Here is a 13738-nt window from a genome sequence, read left to right on the forward strand (position 1 = left end):
AACCGAACCGAACTGTATATAGGACCCCGCCGACAAGTGGGGCGATATTGCGACGGGGTGTCGCCACGGAGGTGTCGGGGGTGTGTGAGAACGTGCGCGCATGAGCGTCGAGGATCGTTTCGCCCTGCCCGCGACCCTGCCCGCCCTGGTCGAGCGCTACGAGGGCAAGAATCCGTCGGCGGTGCGGTTCCGGCTGCCCTCCTGGGAGGCGGCGCTAGCCGGGACCTCCGGGCGCCCGACACGGCTGCTGTCCGACCCGGCCGTCACTACCGAACCCTCAAGCGCGCACTACTGCGACCTCGGGGACCGGATGGTCACCCGCGACGCGGTGACCGCCGTCTGCTCGTCAGTGGACCTCGCCGATGACGACGCGGTGTTGGCTGCCTTCGTCCTGGTCATGGCGTGGGGATCGGGGACCAGCAACAGTCGCTCGCTGCGCAACACCGGCAAGGCGCTGCAGAACCGCGCGGCTGCGGCGGCGACGCTGCGCGAGTCCGCGGTCATGCTCCGCAAGGCCGCGGACATCACCGACCTGATGGTCGCCGACGCCTATCAGGGGTTCGAGCTGGCCGGCGTTGGGGAGGCCTTCTTCACCAAATGGTTCGCCTTCGCCGGTGTCACCGTCGGCCGCAGCTGGCAGCCACTGATCCTGGACAGCCGGGTGCGGTCCACCCTGAACACCACGCTCGATGTGTGGCTGAATCAGTTGGCCGGGGTGCGCCACGATCCGAGCCGCTACATCGCCTACCTGACCGCGCTGCATTGGTGGGCCGAGCAGCTACCGCAGCCGATGACTGCCGACCGGCTGGAATGGATCATGTTCGACCACAACGGGAAACGGGTGTAGCCCAGGTTCGGTGATCACACATGGGGACCTCACGAGCGGCTCGTTGCTGTCCGCGATAACCGTGGCGATCGTGAGGTGGTCCGGCTCGCCAGCACACTAGCCGGACGCCCGCGGTTGCGGCAATCGACGCGATTACGCAGATACACCAGAGAAGCCTCCCATGCGGGTGCACGTCGCGCTCGGCGCGGCCAATCACGCCAACCATGCCGCGGAGTCGCGTCGAGAGGCTTGCCGACGAGCAGGATCGACGCATTTTCTCGCTAGTGCGGAGCAGGTAGGGTTACGTAATGTTGATTTGTTCACCAATATCCGATGAGTCAATTCACGTCGGAGAATTCACGTGTGGCTGACAGTTCTCAAGTCCGCGCTGGTGGCCTTCATTGTCATCGGGATCGCGGTTCTTGCGATCACCTACGTCCGCCGGAGCCCTAAGGTGAAAATTCGTCAAGAACCTGACGGTTCATTGCAGACTCGGTGGGTTATTCCGCCCACGCCACTCCCAGAGTGGGCTTACTGGACTGACGACGACGATGAGGGACGGGTGGATTCACGCTAGCTTGGGCACGCGCTGTCAAGTGCGATTAGATTGTCGTTGAATTCCTTCGCGATACGTGAATATTCGCGAGCCGATGGTGGGGGCGCCGTGGCCTGCCGAGGCATCGCAGACAAATCGGCTCGAATCCGCGGCGCTAACTTGGCTGTCTGGTCCGCTAAATCGGCCATCTTGTCGGCATGCTCGACTAGACCCGGGTCATCCTGGATCTGATCGGCGAACCCTTGCAGTTGTGTTGCCCATTTGGAGTAATCAGCGTCGGTGATTTCGTCGTCCGCGCCCGTTCGGGAGTTGACGTCCTGGTCAAACTGCTTGTTGAAGGCGATCATCGACCGTGCAACGGCACAGTCCGAGACTGGGCGATCGCGCAGTATTAATGCACTCGCAGCAAATAGGACCGTCGCAACAATGCCAATTCCGCCGGCGATCCACCACCAACGTCGGGCCATCAACGGGGCCGCTGCATGATCGGTGGGACTTCCCCTGATCCGGGCGTTGGTGTCAGAGATACTGGTGGCATTCCGCTGTAGCCTCCCACCGGAACGCCCTTCTCGATAGTGAACTGCCCTCCGCACCCATCGGGCAGATAGTACTTGACGGCAGAATTGTTAGCGGAAAGGGATACGATTTCTTGCGGTGCAATCCGCTTCCAATCATTGTCATATAGTGTGACAGGTGGAAGACCGCCTAAGCTGCCGTCTTTGCCTTTGACTCTTACATCCCCACCGGCTACAAACTGTTTGTTCTGCTGATATTCATATACATTCTGAACCCAGCGTTCCTGCCTCCAGGTTCCGTTGTCATTGACCATCCGTGTGTGGGTTGTAGCTTCTTGGCCAGCGATGCGAAAGCGGTATTCCTCTTTGTACTGGGCATACGGCGCAGAGGAATCCTGGATCCAGTTCTTTCCCGGTGTATACATACCGGTTGTGCCGGCTAGCTTTGTCGGATCATCAGAAACGTCCAGGGGTCGATACTCCGATTTCAGCGGTGGCGAACTCCCGTCATGAGTCAGGGGGACGGGCGACCAATGCCCAAAACGTGAATCGCCAACGAACCGGTTCGGCGGTGCACCCTGCTGCACTGGGTGTGGGGGCTCAGTTTGTGGATCACCAACCTCGTGATCGACTGGGTTGAATCCCGGCGTGGATCCATCGGTGGGTATTCCTCCGGCGCCCCAACTCGCCGGCGCTACAGCGTCGAGCGCCGCAGCTTCCACGCTGAGTTTCTGTCCGGCGTGAGCGTCCTCGTCGACGAGTCCAGAAGCCTGTCTGGCGATATCTTGGCTGTGCTCGGCGGCTTTGGTCTGTCTGGTGGTGTACTCCGCCATCGTTGTGTAGGTGTCAGTGTCGGACACTGAGAGATCGTCGCCGACTGTGAAACCGTCTTGCTCGGCTAGGTCGATTGCCTCCTGTACGCGGTTCCGGGCGGCGTTGATGTCTTGTGCGCCTTGGTCGGCGACTCTCGCTAGGTTGTTCCGGAGGTGGTCGGTAGCCTGCCACACAATTCCGCGATCTCGGTACGCTGCTTCTCGTGCTGCGTCCCCGCCGTCGCCGGTCCAGTCGGTGCCACCCGGCGAGGAGAGCATCTGGCAATGTGCATCGGCGATGGTTTCGAGGCTGCTCGCGCATCGTCGGTAGTCTGCGCTGGCCGTGGTCAGGTCGCTGATCGCCTCGGTCCACTGGTCGATATCTGTCCTGGTGGGCAATCGGGTTGGCGCTGCCACCCTCGGTGGGGACCCAGGTGGTCTGCGAAGGTCGGCGTGCGTGAATCTGGCGCTCATACTGTCCTTGTGATGGCGTCGGACGCACTGTCGTCCGTATGGGAGTAGCTGCCTGCCGCTGCTTGCGCCGACTGGGCATGACTCTGGATGCGGCTCTGGAACGCTCGGCCGAACGCAGCGACTGCCGTCGCAGCGTCGGTGATGCCTTCGCTCGATGGTTTGCCAGTCTTTGAGCCCGTCGTACGGGTGGCGCTAATTGCCTGGTCTGCGTTTTCGCTGAGCCCGGCCGACGCCGAACCGAGTCCCTCGATGCTGAACTGTAGTGGATCTGACACCGGCCCCCCCTAGCACGCTGTTTCGACGATTTTAGCGGTTGCAGCGCAGGTCATACGGCGATGTGCAGTACAGAATCTGGTTCGGTATCGCAGTTGGCAGGGTTGCGCCAACCATGGCTGATCGCAACACGGTCGCCAAAGGTAATGATGGACCGTTGTGTCCGGCTGAGCTTGACGCACGTAGGAGTGCAGGCGCTCTAAGTACTACTTGTCGAACTTGCCGTTCAAATACTCGACGCGACAGGCATTTCGGGCGAGCTTGCCGCTCGTAGTCCGGGGGATGACGCCGGCGGCGACCATCCGTACATCGGCGACCCGGATCTGGTGGTGGCGTGACACCGCAGCGCGGATCGCATCGACGATAGGGCCGGGCTCGGCGCGTCCGGCCCCGGCTGCCCGCTCGGAGACGATCACCAGTTCCTCGCCGCGGTCGCCGTTCACCGAGAACGCCGCGACATAGCCCGAGCGCACCGCGGGCGATGCCGCGCTGACGGTGGTCTCAATGTCGTGGGGGTAGTGGTTGCGTCCGTCGATCAGGATCATGTCCTTGATCCGGCCGGTGAGGTACAGCTCGCCGTCGATGTAGACGCCGAGGTCGCCGGTGGCCAGCCAATGGCCGTTGTCGGGCACCTCGGCGGCGTGGCTACCGGTCCCGAGCCGGGTCTGCAGCTTGTTGCTGAACACCCGCTCGCTTTCCTCGGCGCGACCGAAGTAGCCCTGGCCGACATTGTTGCCGTGCAGCCAGATCTCGCCGACGGTGCGGTCGGCCAACTCGTCGCCGTCGGGGCCGGCGATCACTGCCCACTGGTTTGGAATCGGCTGCCCGCAGGACACATGTGCCACGGCGCCCTCTTCGGTGGGGGCGACGGTCACCGCGCGGCCGGCACTGAGCTGGTCGCGGTCCAGGTATACCGCGCTGGCCGCGGCGCTCGGCGCGATGCTGGCCACCGACAGCGTGGCCTCGGCCATGCCGTAGGACGGCTTGATCGCGGTGGCGGGCAGACCGTACGGGGCGAACGCCGAGGTGAACTTTTCGACGGCGGCCATGGTGACCGGCTCGGACCCGTTGAGCAGCGTGACCACATTGCTGAGGTCCAGCGCCTCACCCTCGGGCGGCAGGCCACGCTCGGCAGCCAGCTCGAAGGCGAAGTTCGGGGCGGCGGCGAAGGTGCGCCCGTGGGCGGACTCTTCGGCCAGCCGCTTGATCCAGCGATGCGGGCGGCGGACGAACGCCATCGGGTCCATCAGGCTGAGTTGGCCACCGCACAGCGCCGGGAACATGACCATGATCAGACCCATGTCGTGGTAGAGCGGCAGCCAGCTGACACTGCGGGTGTCGGTGTCGAGGTCGCCGGCCAGGATCATCTGGATGACGTTGGTGCACACATTGCGGTGGGTGATCTCCACCCCGGCCGGCGTGCGGGTCGACCCGGATGTGTACTGCAGATAGGCGATGTCGTCGGTGCCGACTTCGGGGCTGACGTACATCTCGGCCAGCGTGTCCGGGACGGCGTCGATGGCGATCACACGGGGACGCTCGGCCGCGGGCAGCGTCTTGATGAAGGTGCGGACCGATTCGGCCGCGGTGGTCGTGGTGAGCACGACCGTCGGCTTGGCGTCGGCCAGCACCGCGGCCAGGCGCTCGCTGTGACCGGCCAGAGCCGGTGCGAACAGCGGGACGGCGACATTGCCGGCGTGCACCGCGGCGAAGAAGGCCGCCACGTATTCGACACCCTGCGGGGCCAGGATCGCCACCCGGTCGCGAGGTTGGGTGACCTGTTGCAGTCGGGCGCCGACAGCGCACACCTGCGACCACAGGGCGTTCCAGCTGAGCTCGACGGCGCGGCCGTCCGGGTCGCTCGAGTAGTCGAGGAATCGGTAGGACGGTTCGTCCCCGTAGATGCATCGATTGCGGTCCAGAAACGACGTCAGCGTGACGCCGTCGGGCACGACAATCGTGCCGTCGTCGCGGACATAGTTCTCGATGTTCGACGTCGACGTGTCAACAGCACTGGTTGCGAAGGGATCCCGACCCATAGCCGCTAAGACTAATAGTTGCTCTAATAATGCATGGCAGCGCGGTCGGGTGTGGGTTGTCACGAGCTGTGGAAATTGTGGCGTGCATCTCTTTATCGGGGCCCGTCCACGGCATAAGTCCCGTTATTGTCGACAAATTCCACGATCACCCGGCGCAGTGTGTCGTTGATCTCAACCGCGCACGTGAACGTCGCGCCGGCCCGCACGACCGGATTCCGGCCGTTATTGCATGCAATCGCGACGACGCGGTTGGCCCCGTACCCGTTGATCGGATCGGACAGGATCTGAGCCACCCCCGCCTCGGCCTGGCGGACGTCGAGCCGGGTGCCGTTGGTGTCCGCGCGGCTCCAGGCCCAGAGCCCGGCGCCGATCACCGCGGCTGTCACGACGGCGATCGCCGCACCGATGAACAGACGTCGGTCGGAATGTCGGGGGTTGGGTGGCTGCGGCGACGGCGGTGTTGGCGACGGCGGTGTTGCGGGCCGCGCATGGTGCTGCGGCGACGGCTGTCGGGCGGGCGGGGGCGTCCACGCCGGCCGGGGCGGGTGAGCGCCCCGTGGCGGTGTGCCGCCCGGCAGGGGTGCGCCGCCCGGCCGCGCCCACCAGGGCTGTTCGGGACCGCTCACGGGAACCTCTGGTAGCACTGCGCGTCATCGCCCTGCAGCCCGGACCGGTAGGCCAGGATGCGGGTGAACCCCGCCGGCAGCACCCTGCCGTTGACGTCGCTGGCGGCCAGCCCGTTGGTGAGCAGGCTGCTGATCGCCTCGTCGGTGTCACCGGCTGACAGCGTGATCGGCAGACCGGGCTCGGCCATCCTGGCCTGACCCACGCCGGTCAGGCAGCCGGTGCGCATCGCGGCCACGGGGGTATCGAGCGTCAGGCCCTTCTCGTGCTGTACCGCCATGGCGTATCGCGATGTCAGGACGGAGATCGCCGAGTTGTCACCCTGTAGGAGCTCCTGTTCGTCGTTTTCGCTTCTGGCTTCTCCCAGGGCTTTCAGTCCGTCCAGGTCGACCACGATGGTGTTGGTGGCCGGGCAGTAGGACGCCGGCGGTGACGGTCCAGCATCGGGGCACGCGCTCGGCTCGGTACTCAATGTGGGTGGGTTGGTGGGTGCGTAGACCTGTCGCAGCGACTGCATGGTCTGGTCCAACAGATTCGCGGTGATCGTGCTGTTGGCGGTCTGCGGGCCGCCGAAGAAGTCGAGGAATTTGGGCAGATCACCGCGGCGCTTGGTGATCTCGTCGGAGTCCATTGCCGCGCACTGATCGACGTTGCCGCTGAAGCCGATCTGGAAGGCGCTGACCCGATCGAGCGCGGACCCGTGCTCGTTTCCGGTGAGCGTGGCGTCGATCCGGGTCATCAGGGGATCGCGGATGTAGATCAGCCCGGCCAGGACGTGGTTGAGCCCGTCGCCGGTGCTCAGTTCGAAGCGCGGCGATTTTCCGGCGGCCACCCAGCGCAGGTAGACCCCGGCCAGGCAATCGGCCTGCTGCTCGGCCACCAGCACGGGCGTGCCCTCGTTGATCAGCCGTGCCTGTTGCTGGACGGCATGGCCGTATTCGTGGGCCATCACCCCGACCACGCCCATCTGGCCGAAGTACTGCGCTGCCACCGGAATCGCGACGCCGCGATCCCACGCCATCACGTCGCTCTTGAGGCAGTAGAAGGCATTGGTCAGCCCGACCGTGCTTTCGCCGCAGATCTCGAGCCCGGGGGAGGCATCGGAGTTGTAGGACACCAGCCGGGAGACGGGGGTGAAGGTTCCCGGCAGTGAGCCGCCGCTGTAGTTCTGCGACCAGAAGTCCTCGATGTCGTCGACGGCCAGCAGGGCCAGATCATCGATCTGCCCGCCGTCGGTGTGCTCGGCCCGGCGGGTCGGCGCGGGCGCCTCGGGCCGGGTGCCGCTGTGGCCGTCGGTCACCGGCAGGCCGCCCACCCGGTCGGGTAGGAACAGCATCGAGGTCGGCCTGCCCCCGATCACGGTGGCGTTCCCGCACCCGGCCAGCAGTGCCGCACAACAGGCCAGACCGAGCCACCAGCGAAGCCTCGCCAACTGATCCGCCTTCCACGCGATTCACCTCAGCCAGTTCTACCTGTTGGTGACGACATTCGGCGCGGGCCGTCGCTGACGTGGACCGACCCGGCCGGCCGGCCGGGGACGTGAGGCCCGCCTCACACCGATGGCGTTGTGTGCACAATCACGGCCGGGCAAGTTGATATAACCAACGGCGAAGGCCAGACTTGTGTTGTAAATCTGGAATCATTCCAGAAAATCACGCGAGATTGGATAGGTTGCAAATGGCACTCTTGTCGATTGGCTCTCAGTTCCCGGAATACGACCTGACGGCCGTGGTTGGCGGAGATCTGTCCAAGGTCGATGCCAAGCAGCCCGACGACTATTTCACCCGCGTCACCAACAAGGATGACGACGGCAAGTGGCGGATCATCTTCTTCTGGCCCAAGGACTTCACCTTCGTGTGCCCCACCGAGATCGCCGCGTTCGGCAAGCTCAACGAGGACTTCGAGGATCGCGACGCCAAGGTGATCGGCGTTTCGGTGGACAACGAGTTCGTCCACTTCCAGTGGCGCGCACAGCACGAGGACCTGAAGACGCTGCCTTTCCCGATGGTCTCCGACCTCAAGCGGGAACTCACCGCTGCGGCCGGCGTGCTCAACGCTGACGGTGTCGCCGACCGGGCCACGTTCATCGTCGACCCCAACAACGAGATCCAGTTCGTCTCCGTGACGGCCGGTTCGGTGGGGCGCAACGTCGATGAGGTGCTGCGGGTGCTCGACGCACTGCAGTCCGACGAGCTGTGTGCCTGCAACTGGAAGAAGGGCGACCCGACGCTGAACGCCGGTGAGTTGCTGTCCGAGGCGGTCTAGTCATGGGCATCGACAGCATCAAGGATGCGCTGCCGGAGTACGCGAAGGATCTCAAGCTCAACTTCGGCAGCATTGTGAAGTCCACGGAGCTCAACGAGCAGCAACTGTGGGGCGCGCTGGTCGCTACGGCGGCAGCCACCAAATCGCAGCAGCTGCTGAAGGAGATCTCCGCGGACGCCCTCGACGTGCTGAGCGAGGAGGCGTACCACGCCGCCCTCGGCGCCGCCTCGATCATGGGCATGAACAATGTGTTCTACCGCACCAAGGGTCAGCTCGACGGCCGTTACGACGACCTGCGGGCCGGGCTGCGGATGAACATCATCGCCAACCCGGGTGTGCCGAAGGCGGACTTCGAGCTGTGGTCGCTGGCAGTCTCGGCGATCAACGGCTGCTCGCACTGCCTGTCCGCGCACGAGACGGTGCTGCGCGACGCCGACGTGTCCCGCACGGCGATCTTCGAAGCCATCCGGTTGGCGTCGATCGTCGCCGGGGTGGCTCAGGCATTGCTCACCGTGGAAGCGCTTGCCGGAGTCTGATGCCGAAGCCTGAACAAACAGGCTGACGCGCACAACCGAACAGATAAACTCGCCTCTCGAAATCCGGGAGGCGAGTTTTCTGTTGACGGCATCAAAGAGAAGTGCCCGCGGCCCCAATATCGATGCCACCGTGCGCAAGGCGATCATCGGTGCGTCCATCGGCAACGCGGTCGAGTGGTTCGACTTCGCCATCTACGGCTTCCTGGCGATCTACATCGCCGGCAACTTCTTCCCGGCCGGAAACGAAACAGCCGCGCTGCTCAACACTTTCGCCATCTTCGCCGCCGCATTCTTCATGCGTCCGCTCGGCGGGTTCGTGTTCGGCCCGCTGGGTGACCGATTGGGGCGTCAGCGGGTGCTCGCCGTGGTGATCCTGCTGATGTCGGCCGCCACGCTGGGCATCGGCCTGCTGCCCACCTACGCCACCATCGGTGTGGCGGCGCCGCTGCTCCTACTCCTGCTGCGCTGTCTGCAGGGATTCTCGGCCGGCGGCGAATATGGCGGTGGCGCAGTCTATCTCGCCGAGTACGCGAGTACGCGACGGCGCGGGTTCACCGTCACGTTCATCGCGTGGTCGGGGGTGCTGGGTTTCCTGCTGGGCTCGGTCACCGTCACGCTGCTGCAGGCATATCTGCCGTCGGTGGCGATGGAGAGCTACGGCTGGCGCATCCCGTTCCTGGTGGCCGCACCACTCGGTCTGGTCGGCCTCTATATTCGGCTGCGACTCGATGACACCCCTGAGTTCGCCAAGCTGGATGAGGCGGATCGGGTGTCCACCTCGCCGTTGCGCGAAGCGGTGGGCACAGCGCGGCGGGCGATCCTGCAGGTCATCGGAATGTTCATCGTGTTCAACGTCGGCTACTACGTCGTCTTCACCTTCCTGCCGACCTACTTCATCAAGGCCCTGCATTTCAGCAAGACCCAGGCGTTCGTCTCGATCAGCCTGGCCAGCCTGGTGGCGCTGATCCTGATCCTGCCGTTGGCCGCATTGTCGGACCGGATCGGGCGCAAACCGTTGCTGCTGGCGGGATCTGTGGGCTTCGTCGTGCTGGCGTATCCACTTTTTCTGCTGATGAATTCGGGCTCGGTGACGGCGGCGATCGTCGGACACTGCCTGCTGGCCGCCATCGAATCGGTGTACGTCGCAACGGCAGTGACGGCCGGTGTGGAACTGTTCGCCACCCGGGTCCGCTACAGCGGCTTCTCGATCGGTTACAACATCGCGGTGGCGTTATTCGGCGGGACCACCCCGTATGTGGTCACCTGGCTCACCGCCGCGACCGGCAACAACCTGGCGCCCGCCCTGTACCTGGTTGCCGCGGGCATCGTCTCGGTGGTCACCGTGTGGACGTTGCGTGAGAGTGCGGGGCAACCAATGTGTGGCGTGGACGACCCGACGGGTCAGCAACGTGCCACGATGACACCGTGAGCACGACGAGAGGGCGCCCGACGAAGGCCGACGTTGCCAAGCTGGCCAACGTCTCGACGGCGACCGTCAGCTATGTCCTCAACAATGTTGAAGGACAACGTATCTCGGAGCAGACTCAGGCCGCGGTGCGCAAGGCTGCGGCCGATCTGGGCTACCGGCCCAACCTCGCGGCCCGCAACCTCGCCGTCGGCGGCAGCGGGGTGGTGCTCTACATCGTGCCGCGGACCGACCTCGGCGAACTGCCTCTGGAGGTCGGCAGTCGCCTCACCACCGCGCTGGGCCGGCACGGCATCGTGCTGTCGATGCAGCTGGAGACGGACGACGGCCAGAACATCGTCGACGCGGTGGCGAACTTCAACCCGGTGGCTGTCGCCGGCGTGTTCCCGCTCACCGGTGCTGCTGCCGCGGCGGTCGCGGCGGCGAAGATCCCGCAGATCTACCTGGGCAGCGAGAAGCTGCGCGCGCTCGGATCGCTGCATCTGACCGTCGGAGCGATGCGGGTGGAACATCTCATGTCGCGCGGCCACACCCGCCTGGCGTTCGCCTATTCCGGTGCTGAGGTGCTGCGGCCGCTCGGCGACTACTGGATGTCGGGTCTTCGGGTGGCTGCCGGCGAGCACGGCCTGCCCGAGATCGAGGTCGATAGCGTGGCCACCGATGGGTCCGATGCGGCCACCGTTGTCTCGAAATGGGTGTCGGCAGGCGTGACGGCCGTCTGCGCCCAAAGCGACGAGACCGCGTTCGTGGTGTTACACGGGATGCGCCGGGCCGGGCTGCGCTGCCCTGAGGACCTCGCGGTCATGGGGGTCGACGCGATACCGCTGGGCGCGGTGAGTTCTCCGCCGTTGACGTCGGTCGTGTTCGACGCCAAGACGATCGTCGATGCCGCAGTGCCAGCCATGATGGCTGAACTCGGATATCCCACGCCCGCCGATGTCGAGGTCAGTGACCCGGCCGGGCTCATCGTGCGGGACAGCACCTGAGCGTTACATGTGAACGGCAGGCCGTAACCGTAGGGGCCTTGTCCGGTGGTTGCCCCGGCGTGTAACTTACGCGTGTAAGTAACTCTCCGCAGCCCTCAGAGAGGCGGACCGCCGTGAGTGTGAGCACCACCAATGACGTGTACTTCGACCCCTACGACGTCGAGATCAACGCCAACCCGTATCCGACGTTCGCCCGGCTCCGCGAGGAATCGCCGCTCTACTACAACGAGCAGTACGACTTCTACGCGCTGAGCCGGTTCGCCGATGTCAACAAGGGCCTCGTCGATCACGAGACCTTCAGCTCCGCCCGCGGCGCGATCATCGAACTGATCAAGGCCAACATCGACATCCCTTCGGGCGCCCTGATTTTCGAGGACCCACCGATCCACACCGTGCACCGCAAGCTGTTGGCCCGGATGTTCACTCCACGCAAGATCAATGCGCTGGAACCCAAGATCCGGGAATTCTGCGCGCAGTCGTTGGACCCGCTCGTGGGTGCGGACAAGATCGACTTCATCAAGGACTTCGGCGCGGTCATGCCGATGCGGGTGATCAGCGCGCTGCTGGGCATCCCCGAGGATGACCAGGAGATGATCCGCGACCACGGCAACGATCAGATGCGCACCGAGGCAGGCAAGCCGATGAAGGCGGCCCAGGACGGTCTGGTCGACGGCTCGATCTTCGAGACCTACATCGACTGGCGCAAGGACAACCCGTCCGACGACATCATGACCGACCTGCTCAACGTCGAGTTCACCGATGAGCACGGCGTCACCCGCAAGCTCACCCGCGAAGAACTGCTCATCTACATCAACGTGGTGGCGGGTGCGGGTAACGAGACCACCACGCGGCTGATCGGTTGGGCGGCCAAGGTACTCGCCGAGCATCCGGATCAGCGCCGGCAATTGGTCGAGAACCCCGCGCTCATCCCGCAGGCCATCGAGGAACTGCTGCGGTTCGAGCCGCCGGCCCCGCACGTTGCCCGGTACGTCACCCGCGACGTCGAACTCCATGGACAGACGGTTCCGGAGGGCAGCGTGATGATGATGCTGATCGGTGCGGCCGTCCGTGACAGCCGCCAGTTCCCGCCCGACGGCGAGGTTTTCGACATCCACCGCGAGCAGCGCCAGCATCTGGCGTTCAGCGTCGGCACCCACTATTGCCTGGGCTCGGCGCTGGCTCGGCTGGAGGGCCGGATCGCGTTGGAGGAGATGCTCAAGCGTTTCCCGGAGTGGGATGTCGACCTCGACAACGCCGAGCTGTCGCCGACTTCGACTGTCCGCGGCTGGGATTCGATGCCGGCGTTCATCCGGTGACGGCCGCGCTGACCGTCCCCAAGGACTGGACCCAGGTTACGCCCGAGTGGATGACGGCGGCGCTGGCCGACCACCACCCGGATGCGGTGGTGGACCGAGTGACCATCGACATGCGCGACGACGGCACCAACCGCCGGGCGCGACTGTCGGTCACCTATTCCTCGGGTTCGGGACCGGAGACGGTGTTCGCCAAGGCCGTCGACCCCGGCCACAAGGAGATGATCAAGTACACCAGCGGGCTGCTGCACGAACCGCGATTGTTCAACTCCAAAGTGGCTCTGCCGCTGGAGCATCCGACGGTGTATGCCGCGCCGATCGACGAGGGTGACGAGGACTTCGTGCTGGTCATGGAGGATCTCACCGCCCGCGGTGCCGATCCGCGCGATGCGACCCGGCCGCTGACCGTGGAGCAGGCCGCGCGCGGTGTGCGCGGCCTGGCCCGGATGCACGGCGCGTTCTGGGGTGAGCGCGTGCACCGGCCCGGTCTGGAGTGGCTCGAACCGTTCGAGCCGTGGGACGGTATGCAGTGGGCGCCCTTGCCCGCCGCGCTCGAGCGGTTGGGTGACGACGCCCCGGCCTGTGTGCATGAGTTGACCATCGACCGTCTGGTGGAAGGGATTTGGAAGCCCTTCATCCGCACGTTGACCTCGCCCGGCACATCCCAGACGCTGCTGCACGGTGATCCGCACATCGGGAACACCTACCTGGTACCCGACGGCGATCTCGGGTTCCTCGACTGGCAGGTGGCCCGTCACGGCAACTTCTCCCTGGATCTCGGTTACTTCCTGCAGGGCGCGCTGACCACCGAGGACCGCCGGGTGTGCGAGCGTGCGCTGCTCGAGGAATATCGCGACGAACTCGGGCTGCCCGCCGACGAACTGCCCTCCCCGGACGAGATCTGGCTGCGCTACCGGGCGTCGGTGGCGCACGGGTTGATGACCTGGCTGGCGACGGCCAGCGCGGGCGAGTTGTGGCAGCGCCCCGACATCGCACTGGCGCTGGCGCAGCGATATTCCGCGGCCTACGAGGACCTGCAGACCGCGCAGGCGTTGGCCGATCTCATCGGTTAGTCCCGTCAAACGGACCGCCT

At 65.0% G+C, this 13738-nt stretch carries 12 protein-coding genes; 7 read left to right on the forward strand and 5 right to left on the reverse strand.

Annotated elements, in window-relative coordinates:
- The first annotated feature begins 100 nt into the window (after positions 1-100).
- Positions 101-847 (forward strand): 8-oxoguanine DNA glycosylase OGG fold protein, encoded by a 747-nt coding sequence (locus tag JOF57_RS04200; RefSeq protein WP_209913908.1) that lies wholly within the window; start codon positions 101-103, stop codon positions 845-847.
- A 552-nt stretch (positions 848-1399) separates the two neighbouring features.
- Here the strand turns inward: JOF57_RS04200 and JOF57_RS04205 are convergent.
- From JOF57_RS04205 to JOF57_RS04225, 5 genes are all read right to left on the reverse strand, one after another.
- A complete protein-coding gene (locus JOF57_RS04205) occupies positions 1400-1729 on the reverse strand; it encodes a hypothetical protein (RefSeq protein ID WP_209913910.1) in 330 nt (109 codons plus the stop codon).
- Between the two features lie 119 nt (positions 1730-1848).
- Positions 1849-3126 carry a hypothetical protein gene (locus JOF57_RS04210; protein ID WP_209913912.1) on the reverse strand — a complete coding sequence of 426 codons (1278 nt, stop codon included), beginning with the start codon at positions 3124-3126 and terminating at the stop codon, positions 1849-1851.
- Positions 3127-3662: 536 nt separating this feature from the next.
- Positions 3663-5495 carry a fatty acyl-AMP ligase gene (locus JOF57_RS04215; protein WP_209913914.1) on the reverse strand — a complete coding sequence of 611 codons (1833 nt, stop codon included), beginning with the start codon at positions 5493-5495 and terminating at the stop codon, positions 3663-3665.
- Positions 5496-5587: 92 nt separating this feature from the next.
- Complete coding sequence (locus JOF57_RS04220; RefSeq protein ID WP_307869956.1) at positions 5588-6121, reverse strand: DUF4333 domain-containing protein; 534 nt, start codon at positions 6119-6121, stop codon at positions 5588-5590.
- A complete protein-coding gene (locus JOF57_RS04225; protein WP_209913916.1) occupies positions 6118-7551 on the reverse strand; it encodes a neutral zinc metallopeptidase in 1434 nt (477 codons plus the stop codon). The genes JOF57_RS04220 and JOF57_RS04225 overlap by 4 nt, the downstream gene beginning before the upstream one ends.
- Before the next feature lie 245 nt (positions 7552-7796).
- Here JOF57_RS04225 and JOF57_RS04230 point away from each other — a divergent pair, with 245 nt between their 5' ends.
- The 6 genes from JOF57_RS04230 (at position 7797) to JOF57_RS04255 (ending at position 13718) form a co-directional block, all read left to right on the forward strand.
- The gene (locus JOF57_RS04230) at positions 7797-8384 is read left to right on the forward strand and encodes a peroxiredoxin (RefSeq protein ID WP_209913918.1); all 588 of its coding nucleotides are present in this window, start codon (positions 7797-7799) and stop codon (positions 8382-8384) included.
- Positions 8385-8386: 2 nt separating this feature from the next.
- Entirely contained in the window at positions 8387-8920 is a 534-nt protein-coding gene (gene ahpD / locus JOF57_RS04235; RefSeq protein WP_209913920.1) for an alkyl hydroperoxide reductase AhpD, read from the forward strand.
- A gap of 82 nt (positions 8921-9002) precedes the next feature.
- Positions 9003-10349 carry an MFS transporter gene (locus JOF57_RS04240; protein WP_234937706.1) on the forward strand — a complete coding sequence of 449 codons (1347 nt, stop codon included), beginning with the start codon at positions 9003-9005 and terminating at the stop codon, positions 10347-10349.
- Positions 10346-11332, forward strand: coding sequence for a LacI family DNA-binding transcriptional regulator (locus tag JOF57_RS04245; RefSeq protein WP_209913923.1), 987 nt, complete (start codon positions 10346-10348; stop codon positions 11330-11332). Before JOF57_RS04240 ends, JOF57_RS04245 begins: the two co-directional genes overlap by 4 nt.
- A gap of 113 nt (positions 11333-11445) precedes the next feature.
- A complete protein-coding gene (locus JOF57_RS04250) occupies positions 11446-12648 on the forward strand; it encodes a cytochrome P450 (RefSeq protein ID WP_209913925.1) in 1203 nt (400 codons plus the stop codon).
- 50 nt (positions 12649-12698) lie between these two features.
- Complete coding sequence (locus JOF57_RS04255) at positions 12699-13718, forward strand: phosphotransferase (protein ID WP_209915797.1); 1020 nt, start codon at positions 12699-12701, stop codon at positions 13716-13718.
- Positions 13719-13738: the final 20 nt, after the last annotated feature.

The sequence above is a fragment of the Mycolicibacterium lutetiense genome (genome assembly GCF_017876775.1).
Taxonomy (GTDB): Bacteria; Actinomycetota; Actinomycetes; order Mycobacteriales; family Mycobacteriaceae; genus Mycobacterium; species Mycobacterium lutetiense.